Raw genomic sequence first — 25376 nt, 5'->3', positions numbered from 1 at the left:
TAAAGGAGGTCAATCAGATGGAATTAATTAAATCATCCTATATGACACAAGCTTCTATGGAAGAAGAACAACTTTATTTGATATGGAATAAATCATCTGTGACTAGATCGTTATATACGGAAACATGGTGTTTTAAATTACTAATTGAATGTGACAAAAATAAACTTGTGAAAGCACTTTGTCAAATTTTTGAAGAAAATGATATTCTAAAATCAAATTTCATATTTAAAAATAATCGTGTATATAAATACGTAAATCATACAAATCCTGTTGTGATAACTGAAAAAGTGAAAGAGACAAATTTATATCAGTTTATAAATAAATACAAAACGGAAGAGTTTGATTTAAATAATGACGTCCTATGTCAGTTTTATATTTTAATAGATAATGAAATGAATAGCACTTATCTTATTATAAACCACCACCACATTGTATCAGATGCTCAAACAAAAAATTTAATACTTCGAAGGTTAAAAGAGATACTAGATCCAAGTAGGGTTACTGAAAAAATTCATCATGAATTATCTACTAATTATCAAGAACACTTAAAGCCATTAAAAAAGCTCAAACAAGATAAATACATACAAAAAGCACTTGATATACCTCGTCGTATTAAGCCTCATAGAATTTCACAAACTAAATTTACTGGCTATACTAAGAATTTAAAACTAAATAATGAAAAGTTCCAAGAATTAGTAACATATTGTAACATAAATAAAATTTCAAAATACACTTTTTTTCTAACTACTTTTTATTACACTTTACTTCATATTACCGGTGAGGATTATTTCAGATTAGGTATACCTTTCTCTACTCGAAATAATAGTGAGGATTTTAAAAAAATGGGATATTTTGTGAATATATTGCCTTTATATATTCAGGATAGTATTTATGATAAAGGTTATACCTGGTTAGATAGGTTTAAACTTGTTCAAAAAGAAATATTTAAAACATTTGAATATAAGAATGCACGTTATCGGGATTTAACTACATTCTTTGATTCGCCATTAAACAGAATGCAAGATGTAGTTTTTAGCTACCAAGAAACAGATAAGAATGTTTCGGACATTTTTTATGAGATTAATACAAATCAAACAGGAGCAAAGTTTGAATTGACTGGCAACGTTAAAGTTTTAGGAAATGAAGCGTTTTTGGAAATCGAGTTCTCTGATGAAATATTTAATGAAGAAGAATCGAAATTTTTGATTGATACTTATAAAAGTATAATTGATAAAGCTTTAAAAGGTAATGATTTTGAAAATAGAGGAAGTAATGATAGCTTAATTCAAGGTAAAAAAGTTAGTCTAGAAAAAAATAATAATCTTTATAAAGAATTTAGAAATATAGCATTTAACGAAAAATATAAGCACAAAATAGCAATTATGTCAAAACAATATCAAATTACTTATTTCGAATTAAATACATTGGTCGATAAACTAGTAAATGCAATGTTAAATTATAAAATTTCTCAGGATGACAGGATAGCTATTTTTTTAGATAGAGGAATTAAGAATATTGCATTAATGATAGCTTTAGCTAAAATGAATATTCCTTTTTTACATTTAAATAATAACTATCCTGAAGAAAGAATTAAATATATCTTAGATGATTTTAATGCAAAATATGTTATTACAGATAATGCAAATCATTTAAAAATAAGTGAGAAACAAAAAGTTTTAGATAGAAATTTATTCATTTATGATAATTTGAATTACAATAAAAACTCTTGTTTTAGGGAAGATGAAAACTGTCTGGAGGTATTTTATACATCTGGTACAACTGGTTTTCCTAAAGGTGTTAAAATAACTCATAAAAATGTTTTCAATTTTACCCGGAATTTTGAAGCATATGGTTTAAATGATAAGGATGTCTTTACTCACTGCAGTTCTTTATCATTTGATGCTTCTACATTTGAAATATGGATGTCTTTACTTAATGGATGTAGTTTATTAGTGGTTCCCGATCCAATAATTGATATTGAAAATTGGAATTTTGAGGAATTACAATTAAAACCTACTATTTCTTTTTTAACAACATCGTTGTTTTATTCTATGATTGATAATGAGTCAATACAATTGTTCAAAGATCATAGGAAAATTTTTATTGGTGGAGAAAAAGCTTTAGCAAAACATATTAAAAAAGCAATTAAAAACTTAGAGAATGTTAGTATTGTTAATGGTTATGGTCCAACTGAAAATACTACTTTTACGACTACAATGGAATTTAATAATTCATTCTTTTCTAACGTTCCTATTGGAAAACCTGGAGTCAATGTGAAAATCGGCGTTGTAAATAAAAGAAATATGCTTCTACCACATAATTGCGAAGGCGAAATAGTAATTGGTGGTGAAAATCTTAGTTCAGGATACTTAAATGAAAATATTACAAAAGAAAAATTTGTGACGATTGATGAAGTGACTGACAAGTTATATAAAAGTGGTGATATTGGTTATATTTCAAGTGATTCAACGCTTAATTATATTAGCAGAATAGATAGCCAAATTAAACTGAGAGGATACAGAATAGAGTTATCTGAGATTGAAGAAAATCTACTTAAGCATGATTTAGTGTCAAATTGTGTTACTGAAGTTATCAATAATTTATTAGTATTAGTTTATGAAGGTCAACTAAAGACTAATAAGGCTAAAGAGTTTTTAACAAATGTATTGCCAAATTATATGGTGCCAAATCAAATTATTCATACCGATAAGATTCCATTAACGTTAAATGGCAAATTAGATAAATCAATTATAGAAAAGTTTTATATAGAAAACAGTGATAATATTCCGGCCACTAAAGAAGAAAAAATGATTATGGAAGTAATAAAAGATGCCACGCATAGTCAAAGTGTTAGTACGGAAACTAATTTATATGAAATTGGTATAGACTCCATTAAATCGATGCAAATTTGTTCTAAATTAAGAAATAAAGGTTATAACATTACTATGAGCGAATTTATGGACTGCCAAAATATTAAAAGTTTAGGAGAATTTTTTAAAAAAGAAAATAATAAAGAGGTACGCCAAAATAATCAGATTTGGAATTCAAATGAACTTAGTCCAATTCAGAAATGGTTTTTTGAAACACAGAAAGAAGACATATCTCATTGGAATCAAAGTGCTTTAATTGAATTAAAAAACATAAAAGAAGAAAAGGATATTATTAATTGCTTAAAACAACTTATCGAATTACACCCTATATTGAAATCACGATTTATTTTAGATAACGGTGTCTATAGGCAAGTCATAGATAAAAGAAAATATGAGATAAATTCAGAGAAAGTACAGAGTTTAAGTGAATTTAATAACTTATTAAATATTGGGCAATCATCACTAAATATTCACAAAGGTATATACAATTTTAAAATAATATATTATCAAAATCAAGTATATATTCACTTTATTATACATCATTTAGTGATTGACGGGGTATCATGGAGAATTATTTTAAATGATTTCTCTGAATTATTAGAAGGTAATAATAAGTATAATTATGAATCGAGTAACTTTGATAGTTGGGTAAGATATATAAAAAATTATGAAGATGGGCTATCAGAAAATTATTTTTCGGAATGGAAGAATCAGATTAATAATAACAAAAAGTGTAAATATAAAGATTTAAAAGATTATGACATAGCATTGAGTAAAGAGGAAACTGAAGTTATAATTCGATTCGCGAATCAGAAGAACCATGGAAACATGGAGGCTGTTCTTATTGCAGTTATTGCACATACTCTAAGTAAAAATAATATCATACCCCAAAAATCTATTTTACTATTAGAAGGCCATGGTAGACCAAAAGAAAAGAATGAGTTTATTAATACAATGGGCTGGTTCACAAATATATATCCAATGAAGATAGAACTAAATGATGATATTAAAATATCAGCTCAAAAGATCTTTTTTAATCAAATAAAAATCCCTAATAAAGGAATCGGCTATCAAAGATATTTTGATTTGAATTTTTGTCATGATTGGAGTTTTAACTTTTTGGGTGATATGACATTTAATGACTATCCTGAGTTTAAGATAGTAGATATTTTTTCAGAAAATGACTTTTCTCCAAACAGTCAGGCTTTATCAAATCTGCATGTAGATGTTATTTTAAATAATCAAGAATTAAGTATTAAATTTAAATATAATAAAAAACTATATAATAGTTCGGATTTTAAAAAAGTGGAAATGGAATTTCAAGATTCACTATATTTGTTGAAAGATGCTCAAAATGGTCAAATATATCCAATTAATCGAACTCAAGAAGCAATGATAATGGATTATTATCAAAATCCCAAAAGTGGAAATTACATTATTCAATGGGAATCTGAAACCAAAAACTTGGAAGTAGAAAAAATCTTAAGTGCAATTAGAGAATTGCTTCGAAAAGTAGAACCTTTAAGGGTGTCTTTTTCTGAGATAGATGGAGAATGGTATCAGAAGGTTAATGAACTTGATGATTTTGGATTAAATCAGCTTATAAAAATTTTTGACTTTAGTAACAATAGCAACTCAAATAATCTTATAAATAATCTGCTTATAAGTCAAAGACACATACCGTTTGATATTCAGAGAGGACCATTAATAAGGTTTCTTATTGTTAAACTTGAAAATGGTTATAAAATAATTATGGAAAATCATCATTTAATTATTGATGGTTGGAGTATGTCAACAATCTTTAATTATTTCAATAAATTATATGATAATGATAAAAAACTCAGAGATATTAACATTCTTCAGGATAGATTAATTAGTAATACTAAGCCAAAAAATCTAGATGAGTTTAAAGATATTTTTGAAAAATATGAACCTATTAACTTACCTAAGATTTCTAATGAAGGTTTAGAGGAAGAAACAATCTATATAGAAAAAAGTGATAAACATTATAGTTTTTTAGAAAGTAACAATTTAACACCAAATAATTATTTTCTATTACTCTGGTCTCTGACATTGAAATATTTATTTGGTAAGAACGATATCTTGTTTGGAGTGACAACATCTGGTAGAAGTAAATTTCATAGTAATGAGATAGATGGAGTTGGTATGTTTGTAACCACTCTACCATTCAGAATTGATTTTAGAGATTGCCAAACAATAAAAGAAGATTTAATTCCAATAATTAAAGATAAAATGAATTCTATTTTAGAAAATGATTTTATTACATGGAAAGATATAATAATGGAATCAAATATAGATAATGAAATTCAGATTGGTTATGTATTTGAAAACTATCCCAAAGTACAAACAAATGGAATTTTTTCATTTGATACTTCAAAAGGACATGAACAGGTTAATTTTTTGTTGGCATTATCTGTGATTGATATGAAACATAATTATAAAATAGATATAAAATTAGATGAGAAGTTTGTTAATAAAGACATGTTGCATAGCTGTAAAATATTGCTTAAACAAATTAATCTGTTTTTAGAAAATCAGATTAATGAAGTGAGTGAAATTTCAAATAAATTACTTAGCAATACTTCACTTTATCCGCAAGTAAGGGTTATTACGGAAATTAATGAGACTGTTTCGAGTGTATTAATACAACAGTTTTTAAAATATAATAATAAATTGTTGATAAAAAGCAAAGAAAAAGAATACACCTATAATGATGTATACAATATTGTTCGAAATATTATTAATCGTACTGAACTATCAGATAGTGATGTAGTTGCGGTGATGACAAAAGATAGAACAAAAATGACTTTATATGCAATTGCATGTTTCATATCCGGAGCAACTTATATACCTATAACAGAGGAAATTAATAAAAATAGAATTGAAATGATGATTAATAATGCCGGAGTAAATTGTTTGTTTAATGGCGATGGTTCCTTTAGTCGATTGGAAGGTACTTCAACAACTTCACTTGATGATATAGCTTATATCATTTATACATCAGGATCGTCTGGGGTACCAAAAGGAGTAAAAGTTTCAAAGTATAATCTTACTAACCTCTTAAAAGCATTGGCTAGGGAACATATAGCTAACGAGTCAGATATTTGGTATCAAAATATAGTGATGAATTTTGATCCATCCATATTCGATCTTCTAATGCCTATTATTAGTGGATGTTCTATGTATATTCCTGAGAAAAGATTATACGCTACTGAAATTGAATATTTGCTCGAAAAAGAGAAAATTACAATTTTTTCGATGACTCCTTCGCTTGCTAAAAATTTAGAACTGAAAAATAATAGCAGTTTGAGGGTAATGATTATAGGTGGAGAAAAATTAACTAAAAATGATATTGAAAATTTACCAAAAAAAATAGAAATAATTAATATGTATGGTCCAACGGAGTCAACTATTATTTCGAATATGTTTCGAATAAACAGCGAAAATATAAATGATTATCTCCATTATCCAATAGGCAAACCTATAAGTAGTTTGAATGGCTTTACAATATCACCCGATAAACAAATACTGCCGTTTGGAGTTGTAGGAGAATATGTGTTAAAAGGTTCTACAGTTACTCAAGGGTATACAGATAAACATTTAAATAGTAATTTTCTGATTGAAAATAACAGGAAAAATCATTTTAATACAAAAGACCTTGTTTATATTCAATCAAATTATCTAACCCATTATATTAATCGGTTAGATAATCAAATTAAACTTAGGGGTTATAGAATTGAGCTAGGAGATATAGAATCAGCGTTAAATAAGATAATGCCTAGTAACTCCTATAAATTGATTTTTAGTAATAATAAGGATTTAATTTTAGCTTATACTGCGAACTACAATGAGGAAGAAATACACGTATTTTTGAAGAGAAATTTACCTAGTTATGCCGTTCCTAATTTCATCAAATATATCGAAGATTTTCCGATAACAATTAATGGGAAAATAGATTTCAAAGAAATTGAAAGTATAGTAAAAAGAGAGTTGAATTTTAATATCGATATCAATCAATATAATGACGATATTTTAGAATTTTTAACACTATGCTCTGATACATTGGAAATAGGGAAAATCGATTTAAATGATAATTTCTTCAGTGTTGGAGGTGATTCAATTAAAGGTATGAAGCTGATTAGAGCATTAAATAGGGAATATGGAGTTGAAATGAAAATAAAGGAATTGTTTAAAGCCAGTAACTTTAGCGAAATTTATTTACTATTAAGGAGGGATAAAAGTGGTAAATAAACTTTATGAATTGAGTCCACAGCAGAAAGGTATTTGGTCAAGAATCCAACAATATAGAGAAAATAATGAATACCTAATTCCTTTAGTCATTCAACTTGATGAAGGTATAAAAAAAGAAGATGTTGAATCAGCACTTAATGAAATTATTAAAAGTAATTCTGCTTTAAGGGTAGAAATAATGATGGGGAAATTCCCGAAACAATTGATTCATGAAAAAGTAAATATTGAATTAAGAAATATAAATTTAATAGATAATGAAAATGATTTTGAATATCAAATAAAAAAATATATCGAAGAACCAATGTCTCTATACCAAAAATTATGCGATTTTAAATTATTTCAACATAAGAAAAAAAACTTTCTAGTTTGTAAATTCCATCACATTATTTTCGATGGTCATTCAGGAAAAATATTTAAAGAAGAATTAGAAAGGCAACTGTCTTTTAAAAAAAATATATGTATAAAAAATAACACTTTTTATGAGAGCTATTTAAATAAAGCATGTGATCAAATTGTTTTGGAGGAAGATAAAAAATATTGGAACAAGATTTTTAATAGTGAGATTGATGATTATTTCATGATTAATAATAAAGAAGGAAACGAAAGGATTGAATATGAGAATGAACTAAGTGTAAGTTTAAATAATTTAAAAGAGCATTCACATCAACTAAAACAAAGTTTATTTTCAACACTCTTAGGTTTATTTCGTCTCTATGCATCTAAACATTTTAATAAAGAAACATTGTCTATCGCAATACCTGTCTCTTCTAGACGTTCGGAACAAGATTATAAAACTATAGGGTACATTACGCAGGTATTTCCCCATGTAATGAAGGTGGAGAAACAGAAAAATTATGAAGATTTACAAGAATATTCTAATCAATTGCTTTATGAACTTTTAGAGCATTCTGATCTTTCAATTATTGAATTATCTAATTTAAGCAAAAGTGCTTCCAAGAATATTGAGGACTATTATAAATGTATATTTGATATTGTCGAAGAAGAATCCTATTTAGATAATAAAGTAAGAATGTGGAATTTACAATCAGAGTACCCATGGATAGTTAAAGTTATCATTAGAGATCAGCAAGTGTTTTTGAATTCCAATTTTAAAAAAGAACTTTTCCCATTTTGGAAGATTAGGGATTTTCATGAAGGATTTAACTTCTTTATTAACAATATTATTAGTGAATCTGGAAGTTATTTTAAAAAAAATGTTGGTATGCCAATAAAAGAATTAAATAAAATTATAAATATAAGTAACTTTGCAGCTTCTAAAAAAGACATTAATTATAATAAATCGAAATTAGACGTAAAAACCTTAATGTATAATACGGCGATAATAAGTGGAAGCGAAAAAATTTCTTATAAACAATTAGAAGAAGATTCAATCAAATTTTCTGGATTTATTAGGAATAGGAATTTGAAAGTGGGGGCAAAATGCCTCGTTTATATGAATGATACTCTTGAAGCTGTTAGAATTTTCTATTGCTTACAGAAAAACAATTGTTGTTTTATACCGGTTTCTAATGACACACCTTTAAATAGAGTTAAGCTTATAATTGAAGAATCAAACCCGCTCCTTATTTTTTCAGACATTTTAGATGGAAGTGAAACAGATAAAATATTAGTGAGTAAATTAAATAAATGTCATTGTTTGAGCCCAAACACAATAATTAGAGGTACTGATGAGAACTATTCACCTGGCACATCATATATTATATTTACTTCTGGATCAACTGATAAGCCGAAAGGTGTAATGATTACTTATAAGAATTTGTCTGGATTAATTACTCAATACAAAAGTTTATTTGATATTCAAAAAGGAGATAGAGTTGCTCAAATAGCCAGTTTGAATTTTGATGCTAGTATATTTGAAATGACATTAGCCTTTTCAACATTTTCTGTATTGATTATCTTTAACAATAATGGAGGTTATGAGAACTTCAATCAGTTTATTATAGATAATAGTATTACCCATTTTTTAATGACACCTGATTATTATGCTCTACTAGACTTTAGTAAATGTAATTCATTAAAAAATATAATTGTTGGTGGAGATGAATTTAAGTTTAATGATACTGTACCTGAAAATGTTAAGATATTTAATGCCTATGGACCAACTGAATCAACAGTTATGTGTTTAATAAAGTTAATGACAAAAAAAGTAAAAACCTCAAACTTAGGTAAACCAATATTAAACTCAGGAGTTATTTTATTAAACAATAATGGAGAGATAATAAATCGTCATGTTGTCGGTGAAATTTGTATTACTGGACAATCAGTATTTCTTGGTTATTTAGACAAAAATAAAAATTATAAGCTAGAAAAAATAACATTGAATAATGAGGACTATACAATATACCGTACTGGAGATTTAGCTTATTATGATGAAAATTATGATATACACTTCTTTAGCAGGAGTTCCAATTTTGTGAAGATAAGAGGTTATAGAATAAATCCTAATGAAGTAACTTCTGCAATAATAAATCTTCGTGAAGTTAATAATGCAGTTACACTGGTATTAAATGGACAACTCATAGCTTATTATATTGGAGATGTAGATGCGATTGAAATAAGAAAAAAAATAAAAAACATTCTTCCAAATTATATGGTTCCAACAACTATTCATAAGCTAGATGCATTTCCTATGACAATTAATGGGAAAATAGATAGTAAAAAGTTGAAAGAAATAAACACTGAAAAATGTAGTCTAAATAGTTATGAAACAACCGATAGTAGGGATACAGGATTTATGAATATTGTTATGAAAGTGTTTCAAAATAAAAAACTAAGTAAAAATGATAACTTTTATGATGTTGGTGGGGATTCTATTTTGAGTATTAAACTTGCCAGTGAATTACAGGATAATGGATTTAATATTTCTTCAGTAGAAATAATGAAGTCAAATGATTTTAATGAATTATTTCAAAAAAATATACAACATAATTCAAAATTTAATCAAGATCCTGTTTTTGGAAAAATCAATTTATTCCCAATGCAGAAATGGTTTTTTTCTCAAGAATTTCATAATATTCATCATTGGAATCAATCAAATGAATTTGAAATATTTGGTCAATTCGATGAATTAGATTTTCAAACAATTTATTATTCAATTAGGGAGAAACACGATGCAATTAGGAGTTATTTTCAAAGAATTAATATGGAATATTGCTGGTTGGTTAAAGAAAATAATTTAGAGGATTCAAAAAAAGAAATTCAATATGTTGATAGCAGTCATTTTAATATTAATAACATAAATGAATTAAAAAGAAACCTTCACAAAACAATAAATATTTTTGATGGACCATTATCTGCAATAAAGATTATCAAAATAAATGAAACGCATTTTAAGGTGCTGTGGGTTATGCATCATTTAATATGTGATAACATTAGCTGGTTAATTTTAAAAAGGGATTTCATACGTGCAATTAATTGCTTGAACAATAATAAGAAAATAACTTTATATCCCAAATCTTCGAGTATAGAAGATTGGGGAAAATATATAATAAAACAGCCTCGGTTTTCAAATGATATAAATTCAAATAAAAATTCATCAAAACACAAATATGAAACTAAAAAAATAAATATTGTAGAAGATGATTATAAAAAAGTTAAAGAATATTATCAAAAACATAATTTGTCTGAAGAAAATTTCCTATTATTACTTTTTGCAAAGGTACTGAGTGAACAAATGGGAAGAGAAAAGATTTTGATTAATAAAGAATTAAGTGGCAGAAATTATTTGCCAGAAAAATATTCTCTTGATCAAACTGTCGGTTGGTTTACAAAAACTTGTCCTGTTGAAGTAGATTGTACTGTACCTTATAAAAGCTTTGTATCTACAAATATCTTTAACATTGAAAAGCAAACAAGTTTTTTTAATGAATATTTTTTTTCACAACCTGTTAGTGGACCGGAAATATCATTTAACTTTTTAGGCGAATTATCAAAAGAGTTAGATGTAAATGCCATGCAATCATTCAATGATATAGGTGAGTATGATTTTCCGGACAAAATAGCTTTTAATGTATTAAAGAGAGAAAATGAATATTCAGTGTTTATTATTTATCAAAGTGACATGTTTCAATATTTTGAAAAAATAAGTGAGAATTTATCAAGCTTGATAAATCTTTTAACTAAAATGGAGAGACAGAATGTATTCGGTATCTCTGAAGATTCTTTGAAAGTTTTAAGCGATTTATTTTAAAAGAATGGGGTGTTAATATGAAAGCTATAGCTGCATATCCTATGACTGAAGTGCAAAAAGGAATAGCGTATGAATGTTATTTAAATAAAGACAGAGAATTTTATATTAGTCAAATGACAATAGAGCTTTACTATGAAAATATAGAGATTTATAAAGCTGCTTGGGAAAAAATTATTGACAAATATGAAACCTTCAAAACGGCATTTTATTTTGGAGAAATGAAAGATGATGTTCAGGTAGTTAATAATCATATTGATTTCAAATGGGAAGTGTTAACTGATTACAATGGTAGTATAGAAAGTATTGAAGAAAAAGAAAGAAAAAGATTATCAGATATAAAGAAACCCACACTTATTCGTTTTAAACATATTAATAATAATCAGAAAAACTATTTGATTATTACTTTCCATCATATTATTTTAGATGGATGGAGTTTGTCTATAGTCTTGAATGATGTGAATAGACTTTATTATCAATTATTTAATGAAGAAAAATCATATATTTATAATAATACTGAATTCAGTGAATTTATTCAAAATAAATTAACTGCTAACAATGAAAAATCGAATCAATATTTTCAAAATTTACTTACTGATTTTCCTGGATTTAGTTTCCCTTCTCTTACACCAATAGAAAAAGAAGGTTTTGAAACAATAAATAAAATACTCACTCTAGATATGAAAGTCATTAAGAATTTTTGCAAGAAATATAAAATTTCGCTATCTTCACTTTTTAGCTCAGTTTGGTCTTTAGTTGTCTCAGCTTATACAGGTAAAAGTGATATTTTACTGAATAAAACGCATTCTGGACGGGATAGCAAAAAAAAAGAACAAATTGTTGGGTTACTTATTGAAAATTACCCGTCACGATATAAAATTTACGATGATGAGATTCTTACAGATTTCATTGAAAATAATCATATTACTGATATTGAAACAAGAGAAAAGCAAGAATTTTCAATGTACCAAACAAAAAAATATTTATCAGATATTGGGGTTAATGAATACACAAATTGTGCTTTTGTATATGAAAACTATCCCGTAAATGAAAGTAAATCTTATAAAATATTAAACACATTTGAAAAGCAGTCAAGCGAATTAACTTTATCTACTGGAGTAATGAATGATCAAGTTTTAGTAAAAATGATGTTTTCATTAGAATTAATAAACAAAGATATAGCATCGGCCTTAATAGAATCCTATACAGTTTTGTTAAGCGAAGTTTTAAAAGATGAGAAACAAACTATCAGTGAAGTGATTAATAAAATTAGATTAAGTAAGGCTTTCGGAGAGGTACTTCCTGTCCCTAAAGATATTCCATTAATAACTCATATTGAGGAGAGAGTGCAAGGGAAAAATGATAACATTGCATTTTACTATAACGATAATGAAATAAACTATAATACTTTAATTAATGAGACAAAAAGATATTCATCCTTATTAAACGATTTAGAGCTTTCCTATGGAGAAACAGTTGCTATTGATTGTGATAGAGCTCCGTATGCAATATGTTTAATGCTTGCATTAGAACAGCATGGCATTCCATTTGTATATTTAGATTCCAAAAATACTAGTGAGAGAAATCGATTTATACTTAATGATTCAAATGCATCTTATCTTTTCTATGATAAAAAAAAGCCGGAATATATAAGTGATATTAAAATTCGGGGAATAAGTATTAGCAGTAAAAATTCATTCAACTTTAAAGGGTCTAACGAGTATTTGACAAAAAACAAAAGAGAAGATTATTTTCAAATAATATATACATCTGGTACTACGGGCAACCCAAAAGGAATAAAAATAACTACGAACAATATCTTTGCCTTGTCAATCAATAATGGATTTTACGATGTTAAAGAAGGAGATATTTTTACTCAAGCTTCTTCATTAGCATTTGATGCATGCTTTTTTGAAATTTGGTTACCCCTTTTAAATAATGGGTCAATTGCTTTTATTCCGGATCCAGTTTTTGATGTACTAAGCTGGAAAGAAGTGCTGAATAAATATAATATTACGGCCTCTTGGTTTACTTCGAGCTTATTTAATGTATTTATTGATCTAGATCCGTATTTATTTTCAAAAATAAGTAATGTATTTGTTGGTGGTGAAGCACTCTCAAGAGGGCATGTTTTGAAAGCCCTTTCAGTTAACCCTAATACTAATTTTTTTAATGGCTATGGACCGACAGAAAATACAACATTTACTACGACATATAAGATACCAACAGATTATAGTGAAAGATCAGCAATTTCAATTGGAAGCTTATTAGCTAATTCAGAAGCGGTTGTTGTTGATGATTCTAATCGAATTGTACCGATATATTCTCAAGGAGAGCTATTGGTTCGTGGGAAAGGGTTATCAAAAGGTTATGTGGAAAACAAAGTTAATGATAATAAAAACTTCTTAGTAGAAATTAATGAGCAAACTTATTACAGAACAGGTGACATTGTAAGCTTTGATGGCCAGCGATTCCATTATATTGATAGAAAAGATAGCCAAGTAAAAATTAATGGGTATAGGGTAGAAGTATTAGAGATTGAAAATAGAATCAAAGAGATAATTGGAGTCAAAAATGCAAAAGTTATGATTGGAGAAGATAAACTGATTACTCTTTTTTATACAGGTGGTATTTCAAAAAGAGAATTAAAGAGTACTTTAGCTAACAAGTTCCCTAGTTATATGAATCCTAAACTTGTATATCAGATAAAGACCATGCCTCTAACTCTTAACGGAAAAATTGATAAAGATAAACTTTTAACTATAAAGAATGATAATGGCCAAGAAAATTTATCTGAAATAAAAGTTGTGGCTCCAAAATTGAGTGATATTATTTTAAAATATACAGATTCTAAAAATATAGAAAGTGATGCTAGCTTTCATGATTTGGGTATTGATTCCATGAAAACAATCAGATTGAATAAAGAATTAAACAAAATTTTTAATTTGGAAGTATCATTAAAAGACTTTGTTCAGTTTAAAACAATTAATGATGTTCAAGAGTATTATATGCACGATATTGAAAATGAATTCAAGCAATCAAACGGCAAATATTTAGGTTTTGCAACAAACATGCAAAAGTCCATGTACTATTACCAATTAGAGCATCCGGAAAATACAATGTTTAATATTCCTTATGTTAGAAAAATCCTTAAAACAGATATGAAAGTTTCAGATTTAAATAATAAAGTAAAACAAGTAATAGGTGATCACAATATATTTAACTCAGCACTTATTGAAGATAAAAATAGCGATTTAATATGGGTAACTCAAAAGAAAAATTTTGAGATAGAACATATTTTTGTGCCGGGACAATTCGATAAGAATAAAATTATAACTTATTTAAATCATTCATTCAATTTAAGTGATGGCTTAGAACCTTTAATAAAAGTAACTTTAATTGAAGAAAAAAGCTATATTTATTTAATTTTTGTAGTTCACCATATTATATTTGATGGTATCTCTCTGGAGAAATTTATCTCTATGATATTCGACGATGAACATTTAGACAATACTAATAACTACTTTCAATATTTGAGTACAAAACAAGATGAAAAAAAGTATAAAAAGGATAAAGAATTTTGGATGGAAAAAGTAGTTAATATAGAGAATTATTTGCGCTTTTATAAAAAGGAATTTAATCATCAAGGAGAAATGCAATATTTTGATATTCCAGAAGAATTAGGCGTACTTATAGAATTGTTCTCACAAAAAAATAATATATCAAAATTTAATCTTTGCTTGAAGTTATATAGTCAATTCTTATTAAACTATTTTAATGAAGATGCTGTATATGTTGGAACTCCATTAAATAAGAGGACGGAAGAATATAAAAATACGATTGGTTTATTTATAGAATTTTTGCCTGTCTTGGATAAAAAAAGTAACATCAATACATTTAAAGAAGATGTACAAAACTTTAAATTAGAACTATTCGATTTATATGATCATAGTGATATAGAATTTCAGGATATAAATAACATACAAGCAACAAGAAATAATTACGAACCTATAACACAAACAACTTTTGCTATGCAAACTTTTTCTGAAAAACATAGCAATGAATTCTATGATGATCTAATTATAAAAAATCACAAATACTCACAGTTTCCATTATCATTAACTATTTATGAATTTACAAATTGTTTGAAGTTACAAGTTGATTATGCTACTGAATTGTTTACTAGCCAAGAAATTAAATCTCTTATAGATTTATTCTTAATATGGTCAAAAGAGGTATTACTTAAATCAGACATTTGTGTATCAGATATAATTATTAGAGAAACTAAAAAAGAAATAATACCATTACCTACTGAAAATCAAGAAGAATTTAGGTTTGAACAAATAATATATTTAGTAAATGAAAATAATTACGATATACAGATATTAGATGAAAATTCAAATGAAATACCTGAAAATGAAATAGCTAATGTATTTTTAATAAAATTAAAAGTAGAAAGTTCTAATCAAAAAATGACTGAAAATATTAATAAAGTTCATAAATGTCGTTTTTCAGACTCAAGAGATTTAAATAAATCAATGTTAAATACAAGGCTAAAGGGATTTAAAAGTGGAGAATCAATATTTATAAAAGATAATGACGATCAAACATTTAAAGATATAATTCCGTTTTTAAATTGTAATATGAAGAAAAATAATGTAAATGAAAGTAGTTTTAAATTAAATGAGCTAATTCTGAGTGATGTTAAAGAAGCATTTAAAAAGGTATTTAAGATTAAAAATATAAATAATGATGATTCATTTCTTAAATTAGGTGGGGATTCAATCAAGAATATCCAGATTATCTCAGCCTTAAGGAAGAAAAATTACGTTTTATCTACAAATGATTTATTAAATAATCCAAGTGTTTCCCTCTTAACGAAGCATTTACAGAAAAACATAAAAAATAATAATATGGCGGTTAATTATAAATATCTACAAAAATTCAAATTGAATATAATGCAGCAATGGTTCATGAAAAAAGATAAAAAGAATTTTCATCATTTTAACCAATCATTTTTTGAAAACATCAATATTGATGTAACTAAAGATGAATTATTAAAAGCTTTTAAATCTCTGTATTCATCACATGCAATGTTGCGTGCTGTAATTCTAGAAGAGAGAGGAGAATTATTTAATTATATTCAGGAAATTGAAAATTTAAAATATGAGCAAATATTTATTGAATGTAAGAACGAAAAGGAATTCTATAATAAAGCTAAACAAGCTGACTTTTCACTGGATATATACAATGGACCAACATCAAAAATATTATATTTTTTTAATAATCAAAAGAATTGTGTAGGTGTTTATTTTGTTTGTCATCATATGTTTGTTGATACATTTTCAATAAATATAATTAGAAATGAAATTAATGATTTTTTATTGTATACAAAGAGAGCAACAGGAGATATTTCTAATACTGAACTTTTGAATAAAAAAATACAAAACCTACCTAGTATTAATACCATAACAAATCAGAAGAATTTAATTTATTCTTCAAAATCAGGAGTAATTTCAAGGAATATTTCGATAGAAAATAGCAAATATTCACAAGTGAATTTTCCTAAAATACTTGCAAGCAGTATTATTAAAGAAATTTTGACTGATGAGTCTTTGAAACTTGACATTGCTGTTGAAAAGGATTCAAGACTTTCAGAATCTTTAAAAGATTTTAATCTATCCGATACTGTTGGGTGGTACACTGAAATATATAATTTAGATATACAACCAGCTATTTCAGTGGAAGAAGTATACTTAATATTGCAAAAAGAAAGTGATTATAAATTTCATCATAAGATTAATAGCCAAGTATTTTTAAATGTTGTAAATCTTGAAGAAGCCCATGAATATAATGAATTTTTTATATTTGAAGAAATTCAATCAATTGCTGAAGAAAATATACAATCAATGCCGCCAACAATAAATATTATTAAGCAGGGCTCGAACTTGATGGTAAGCGTAATGAATATCAAAAACTGTGAAGAACATCTTTTAAATGCGATTCATGAATTTAATTGTTATATTCAAAATGTAAATTATTTAAGGTATTTTGCTGATTTAAAAGTAATTGGTAACCCAATTATCCCTTTTAAAGAGTATGCTGAACTAATTAATCAAAAAGAAATTGAAGAAATATATCCTTTGTTTCCATTACAAGAAGAAATGCTGTATTCATCTGTTGGAGATTATTCACAAAGTTATATTAATGAAATTTCTTGGACCACTAAAACTAATATGTCTGATATTATAGAGTCTTTTTCCAAAGTTCACCGAAAATATCAAGCTTTGAGAACTAAGTTTTGGATTTCAGATAATGGCTCAGTGTATCAGGTAATTAAAAGTTCTTTTGATGAGTTACCGATTAAAATTATAGATTTAAAATATGTAGATTCGAATGAGATAATTGAGAAGATGAATGAAATTAAAGAAAGAATCATTGGAAAATTAAGAGACTTTAAAAATGGTGTAACTCATTATCTTTTAATCATAACTACTCCAAATAATAATAAAAGAATTGTTTGGTTATTCAATCATATTTTATTCGATGGTTGGAGTTTATCGATTCTTATTAATGAAATGTGGAATAAAAAGACTATACTTGGAATCAATGAAGTTTCAAACAGGGACTATGTACTTTGGCTAAATCAAAATAAAGAAACCATTTCTGAGTCAACTGATTTTCAATCACTATTAAGTGAATTCAATGGAGTTTGTAGCAATCTGTTTAATAACAGGGATTTATTACAAAGTTCTAGAGAAGTAAATAGGGAAGTTAGAATTACTTTAGAAAAAGAGCTAACTAATGAAATTTACAAATATGCCAAACATAATGATATAAAAGTTGCTCAAATATTTAACTATCTATGGGGATATATTATTAGCCATCTATCTAAAAAATCTAAAGTAACTTTTGGTCTAGTCGACTCTGGCCGTGAAATAAATGTACCAGATATAGAAAATAAAGTTGGACTATTTATTAAGACATTGCCAATACTTTTTAGCAGAGATGAAGATAAAACAATAATCAATGAGATTAAAAAACTAGAAGAGGTTAAATCTAATATTTTTGCAAATGTAATAAGCATAAGTAAATTAAAACAAAAACTTAACATTCCAAGTTGGCAATTATTTTATGATACGCTTCTTGTAATTGAAAATTTTCCAGAAGTTGAAGAACAACCAGACAGTATTCAAGACTTTTATGCTAGTGAACAATCGAATATGCCATTAAGTATGAGTGTAGGGTTATCAAGTGATATTGTTTTTAAATTAGTATATTCCAGTTCACTTATTTCAGAAGAAGCTATAGAAAAAATAAGTAGTATATTTAAAGATTTGCTAAAACAAGTATGCTCTCTAAAATATGTACTTAGAGTCAATGATTTGTTAGTACCTGATATTGAGATTAAACTTTCAAATGAAAATGTTGACGAAATCAATTCAGTAAAAAAAGATACAAATAAAAATAACAAGATTTGTGAAGAAGAAATTATCAATCTGTGGGAAGAAATTTTAGGTACACACAGCGTTTCAACTAATGATGATTTCTTTGAAAGTGGTGGCGATTCGTTAAAGCTTTCTAAATTAGTATTTTTATTAAATGAGAAAATGGGATTAAAAATGGATGTTATTAGCTTCTTTCAAGACCCAACAATTCAAAACATTTTAAACAATGCAAACAGTTTAGGCAAGCAGTCAAAAAAAGTAATGAAGGGTGATGATATAGAGTTACCTAAATTGCCCTCTACTGAAATCTTAAAAGTAGAAAATAGTAATAATCATGTTTTTATTACAGGAACAACGGGATTGCTAGGGAGCGAATTGTTATATCAACACCTTATAAAAGGATTTAGTGTTTATACAGTTATTAGAGCAGAATGTTCAAAATCAGCAAGAAATAGAGTGTTAAAACAGCTCAAAAAAATATCAGGAAAAATAGAGAAGCTACCCTTAGAAAATTTACATGTGGTTGTTGGGGATATTTCAAAAGAATTTTTCGGAATGTCACAAGAAGAATATGATAAATTATCAAAAACTTGTTCAGTTATTTATAATTGTGCTAGCAACGTGAATTTTATGGCTCCCTATAAGGAAGCATATAAGTCCAATGTTATTGGCGTTGAAAATATAATGAAATTTGCCAATAATAAATTAGTTAAGAAGGTCAACCATATATCGACATTGTCTGTAGTTGGACATGATTATTATTTAATTGAAAATTTGGATGAGGCGCCAATAAGTTATATTAAAACGAAAATACAAGCAGAAAAATTATTGAGAAAATACCGTACAATAAGGAATGGTGTACAAATTTCAAGAGTAGGTCGTTTAAATGGTAACTCTCGTAATAAAATGAGCCCAAGTAAAGATTTGTTTTGGAGATTGATTTTATCCATTGCTCAGATTGGATGTTGTCCTCAAGAATTTTTAGAACAGCAAACAGATTTAACACCTGTGGATGAGGTAGCTAAATGCTTAATGAATTCGAATGCTTCTCATAATGAAAATCAAATTATAAATTATTTTACGAAATCAATGATTTCATTTGGTGAATGTATTCGTATTATTGAAGAGATTATCGATAAAAAAATTAGAAAAGTTTCATTAGAAGATTGGATATTTGAAGCAGAAAATTCGAAGGATAATCATATAAAAATATTAATCCCACTATTTAAAGAAAATATCTTTTATGATTCTGGAGTAAAGGCAATTAAAAATTCAAGTTCTGAAGATATAGGTTATCAAATTAACTACAATATAAATTGCAGTATAAGTTATGATTCACTTTATAAATATATCTATAATGCCTTAGAAAGTGAGAGGTTATTATGACAAATATTCAAGTTCTAGCATTTCCTTATGCGTGTGGCTCACTAGATAGTTATTCAAAATTATGCCATATTGATGGAATAGATTTAATAAAGTATGAATTACCAGGTAGACGTTCTAGAATATCTGAGAAATTGGATTCATTAAATTCAGTCATGATAGAGGTTTGTAATGTGATTAATTTTAATTCTCCATATGTCATTTTTGGTCATAGTATGGGGGGATATTTAGCAAATGAATTATGTAGGTTTATTGAGATTAATAAGCTCCATAAACCTCGGAAAGTCATTATTAGTGGGCAATGCCCTGTTGACAACAATAATGATAGCCTAGAAGAATATAATGAACTATCTTTGGATAATACGAAAACTTATATATCATTGTTTAATGGAACTCCTCAAGAAATAATTAATAATAAAGAACTAATGGAATTCTATGGTGAAATATTTTATCAGGATATGCAGTTTATCAATCAATATAAAATGAATAATAGTTCTAAAAAGGTAAAGTCTAATGTTGAAGTTTGGTATAGTGATCAAGATATTCATGTAAAAGAAGAAAATATTATGAAATGGAAGGATTACGCTGTAAATTCATGCAATTTTAAAAAGTTTAAAGGAGATCACTTTTTTATCAATAATATATTTCAAGATCCGAAGTTAACTTTCGAACTCTTGTGTTGCTAATTTATATCTTAAGCTTAGCTAGAAGGAGAGAATTTATATGTCTAAATTGCATTTAAATGAATTATATAAAAAATATAACAATACTCAAAAGCTGATAGAATCAAGTAAAAAGCTTCATGAGTTCTTATTGGACAATGTGAAGAAACATCCAGATAAGATTGCAGTTAGAAACAAAAAAGAAAGTATTACTTATGAACAGCTATACAATAAAATGATTGAGGTAACTAACTTATTTGATTTTAATAATCAGCCAATTGCAATAATGGGATATAAAAATATAGATGTAGTTGGACAAATTTTAGGAGTCTTGAATTCAGGCAATTTCTTTATACCAATTAATCCAGCTTCGCCAGATGAAAGGATAAATTATATTTTAGATAAAACACAAGCGAAAGCGTTCATTGACTGCAAGAACACCTATTTTTTACATGATAAAGTAAATGTCGTCAATACTATTAAACCATTAGTTGGGGATGATTCCCTTGCTTATGTGATTTTTACTTCGGGAACTACTGGAATGCCAAAAGGAGTCATAGAATCTCATTATCAAGTTGTGAACACCATCTTCGATTTAATTGAAAGATTTGATTTAGATGATACTGATTATTTTTTAAATCTATCATCCCTATCATTTGATTTAAGCATTTTTGATATATTTGCCTCAATAATTGTTGGAGGGACATTGCATTTAGTTGAAGATCCTAGAGATTTTAATGAAATTAATATGATTCTTTCAAAATATCCAGTAACGATTTGGAATTCCGTACCTAACTTAATGTATCTTTATTTAAACTCCAATAAAGTTATAGAGAATAAATTAAAACATTGTTTACTAAGTGGAGATTTTATTTCAGTAGGATTAGCTAAACTTTTTTATAAAGAATTACCCAATGTGAATTTGCATAGTTTAGGAGGAGCAACTGAGGGTACTATTTGGTCAATTACTTATAATGTTATGAAAAATGAGGTAAATCAATTGAAATATATTCCCTACGGGTATCCTTTAACCAACCAAACGATATATATATTAAATAATGAACATGATTTTTGTGATGTAGGGGAAGTTGGAGAAATTGCTATTGGTGGAATGGGAGTAGCCCATGGGTATATAAATGACCAGTTTAAAACTAGTAAATCGTTTATACATCATCCTAGATTGGGATATATTTATCTAACTGGTGACTTAGGTATCTATACGGAACATAATTATATTAAAATACTTGGTAGGAAGAATGATGATTTTAAAGTTAATGGTTATCGATTGAGTTTAAGCGAAATTTCCAATAAGTTTAATAAGTGTTTCAATACTGAAAGCCGTATTCTTTTAACAAAAGATACTCCTAAAAAGATGATTATTGCATATGAAGGTGAAATTTCGTCAGATAAAAATGAAATATTAAAAAAATTATCTAACTATTTATTACCTTACGAAATGCCCAATTATGTATTTAAGGTAGAAAGATTTCCTATCACAATTAATGGAAAAACTGATTATAATAAGTTATTTGATATCTACATGGAGCAGCGTCACTTTATACGTAAGAATAAAGATAGTACCGATGATGTGAGTACTGAGCTAAGAAAGATGTTATCTTTGGAACTTGATGTGACAAATATTCAATCTACAGATACTTTGTTAGATTTTGGAGTTGATTCCATTCAAATGATGAGGATTAAGATTTGGATTGAAAATAAAATTGGGCGAGAATTAGAAATGATTGAACTGTATGAAAATAACTCAGTGAAAGAGTTAGAAACTCTATTAACTGAAAGGTGAAACTATAATGCTGATGATTTATATTTATGAAAATAAGAAAAGTGTATTTTCTACAATAGAGACCAAGTTACTTAATTTTATACAGGAAGAAGATTTGAACAAAATCGCCGCTTTATATTACGATAGAGATAAACTAAATTTGCTATATAGTAGATTAGTGGTTTTGTATGGAATGTATAAGCTTAGAGGTATTTCTCCTAATGATGTAAATATATTAAAAGAAAAATACGGTAAACCGTATATTGAGAATAATAACATTTACTTTAATATATCACATTCTGGTAAAGTTGTTTATGTTGCATTTTATGAACATGGTGAAGTAGGAATTGACGTTGAAGAATTAAATGACGTTCCTAATGAAATTATTGAATATTGCTTTCATGAAGAAGAAAAAAAATTAATGAAAAGAGCTAAAAAACGTGAATATAAGAGGCGATTTTATGATATTTGGACAAAAAAAGAAGCATATTTAAAGAAAAAAGGTACTGGTATTTCAGATAATTTAAAAAAAGTAAATGTAACTAAAAAATATGATTTTATTACTTTTGAATGGAATAATTACTATTGTTCGGTTACTGCTGACGGTTTAAAAACATATAGTATTAAAATCATTCAGTTTGAGGAACTAATTCATTTTTTAAAGTCATTTTCTAGTTTTTAAATAGAATTTGAACTAAGAGGCTGTTTTTTAAATTAGGACAATTCATTTAAGTTATGGAAGTTAAGTGACGGATGCTTAACTTCTTTTTAAATTAAGATGTGAATAGTCTTGAACCTATGAGCATTCTAAAACACAAATTATCATATATTCCATAGTCAAAAGATAATCTTTTTATTATCTGAATTTTATGTTTAATTATCTCTATAGACCGTTGTAAAGTCTTGAATAATTGATTATATTTCAATTAAGGTTATTATCTGTTTTAATGTTCTAATTATTGGAAGGATCTTTGTACAAAATAGCTGATAAATTAATAGAAAATAAAATTTTAAGTAACTAATTTGTTTGATTTTCTTTTAATAACTTTCTTAATCCATAAACTTTTTATAATTCAATGTATAAGAAAAAGATTGCAATAATTTTTGTATTGATTATAAAGGATTTTATCTGTCTTTCTGAATCGATTTATAATACAAATCACCGACATATTGAGATCTCTATGTAATAAATTGGATTGTATGAAAACAAACTAGATTTATCTTAGTATGTCTGAATAATTGCTAATTTAGATATATAAAGTTCATACACATCAATTGTTATAGCTCTAACTTTTAGTCTAATCATTAATGGATATCGATAAAAATGTTCTTTTAATGATTTAAGTTTATAATTAGCAGCCACATCTACGTTGCGGTATGTCTGTTACATGAATAAAGGCTTATTACCTCTTTTATTTATATTAATCACTTAGTAATTATAGAGATAATTGCGTTATTTTTATATTCAAAATTTAAAAATCGGACTAGTGATTTATTATAGAATTGAAAAAATGAAAATTTTGAATAGTGGTTTTTGTTGTGAAAAATAAAAGTTTATTTCATATTCGTATAACTTTCTAGTCTTTTAAAGACAATGTCACAAACAATCATTTCCACTTTGTCTAAACTAATTATCTATTATGGTATTTTGAAAGTAGCTCATAGAACTCTCATTTGTCTTTTGGTATCGTTACATAATTTTCACACAATTAAGAACGCTTTCACGGACAACGCGTGTTAATCATGCTGTCACCATTTACAAAAATTTGGTAAAACATTTTCGCTTATTGCTAGGATCTGCTCAAATCCTAAACATCTTTGTCGGATTTTGCTCTATACAATTGATACTTTTTAACTAGTAGTCTAAACTATTAGTAATTTAAATCATTTGAATACTATATTTATGATTAATGGAATCGAGAAGGAGTTTGAACCATGGAAAAACCAGTAGCACATCTATTTAAATTAGAAGTCAGTAATCATGATATAGAGGTATTTCATCAAGCAGGTGTGAATAACTTATCAACTTCTTATCAAAATGAGGATGGTACACTGGCAATGTACGCTAGTAAAATAACAGAAAATCCTAATCAATTTATTGTTTTTGAGGTATATAAAGATGAATATGCTTATCAACAACATTTAAATTCTTCCCAATATCAAGAGTTTACTAATCAAGTTGGAACGAAGTTGACGCAACAAAAAGCATTTGAGGTAGAGCCAATCTTTTTAAAAGAGAAATTAGCATCATCGAAATGGATTGGTGCAGAACATTTCTGCTTAAAATTTGCACAAATTTTAGTAAAAGAAAATGAAGAATTAAATTTTAAAGAAAGTGTATTAAAAAATATGAAGGCTTCAATCATTGCAGAAGACGATGTACTTGCCATGTATGCACTTCAGGATCGTAATAATTCTCAACGATTCTATTTTTATGAAGTTTACAACGATGAAAAAGCATATAATATCCACTGTAATACGTCTCATTTTAAAACGTATATCAATGAAACAGAAGGAGCGTTAGTTAATAAAGTTTTGGTAGACTTACAAAATGATGTTATGGTCACAAAGGGAAGTTTAACATATCTTCAATAGATTGAAAGGTAAATCGTCAATACCCTGAAAAAACGCGAATTAGTCAAAATATAGCGTTAAATATAACATAAATGGTGCCCCAATAAAGATATACTACGAACAAGGAAAGTTGCAAATCGGGGCACCAACAAATAGAATTTAAACTGAGACTGGGACATC

7 protein-coding genes are annotated in these 25376 nt (G+C 26.9%); all 7 read left to right on the top strand.

What is annotated here, in order from left to right:
- Positions 1 to 17: 17 nt before the first annotated feature.
- Entirely contained in the window at positions 18 to 7142 is a 7125-nt protein-coding gene (lugA, locus tag CD041_RS07055; protein ID WP_070648190.1) for a lugdunin non-ribosomal peptide synthetase LugA, read from the top strand.
- Positions 7132 to 11352 carry a condensation domain-containing protein gene (locus CD041_RS07050; protein WP_070648191.1) on the top strand — a complete coding sequence of 1407 codons (4221 nt, stop codon included), beginning with the start codon at positions 7132 to 7134 and terminating at the stop codon, positions 11350 to 11352. Before lugA ends, CD041_RS07050 begins: the two co-directional genes overlap by 11 nt.
- 17 nt (positions 11353 to 11369) lie before the next feature.
- Entirely contained in the window at positions 11370 to 20183 is an 8814-nt protein-coding gene (gene lugC, locus CD041_RS07045) for a lugdunin non-ribosomal peptide synthetase LugC (protein ID WP_070648192.1), read from the top strand.
- Positions 20180 to 20866: a thioesterase II family protein gene (locus tag CD041_RS07040; protein WP_002460022.1), complete on the top strand. Its 687-nt coding sequence runs from the start codon at positions 20180 to 20182 to the stop codon at positions 20864 to 20866. Before lugC ends, CD041_RS07040 begins: the two co-directional genes overlap by 4 nt.
- A 37-nt stretch (positions 20867 to 20903) precedes the next feature.
- On the top strand, positions 20904 to 22643 hold the full coding sequence (lugD, locus tag CD041_RS07035) for a lugdunin non-ribosomal peptide synthetase LugD (protein WP_002478846.1): 1740 nt from the start codon (positions 20904 to 20906) through the stop codon (positions 22641 to 22643).
- A gap of 7 nt (positions 22644 to 22650) precedes the next feature.
- A complete protein-coding gene (locus CD041_RS07030) occupies positions 22651 to 23304 on the top strand; it encodes a 4'-phosphopantetheinyl transferase family protein (RefSeq protein WP_002478847.1) in 654 nt (217 codons plus the stop codon).
- Positions 23305 to 24557: 1253 nt separating this feature from the next.
- A complete protein-coding gene (locus tag CD041_RS07025; RefSeq protein WP_002478848.1) occupies positions 24558 to 25217 on the top strand; it encodes a putative quinol monooxygenase in 660 nt (219 codons plus the stop codon).
- Positions 25218 to 25376 lie beyond the last annotated feature (159 nt).

The organism is Staphylococcus lugdunensis (assembly GCF_002901705.1).
In the GTDB taxonomy this organism is placed as follows: domain Bacteria; phylum Bacillota; class Bacilli; order Staphylococcales; family Staphylococcaceae; genus Staphylococcus; species Staphylococcus lugdunensis.
The sequence above is the reverse complement of the archived record's forward strand: the minus strand, read 5'-3'. Positions and strand labels throughout refer to the sequence as shown.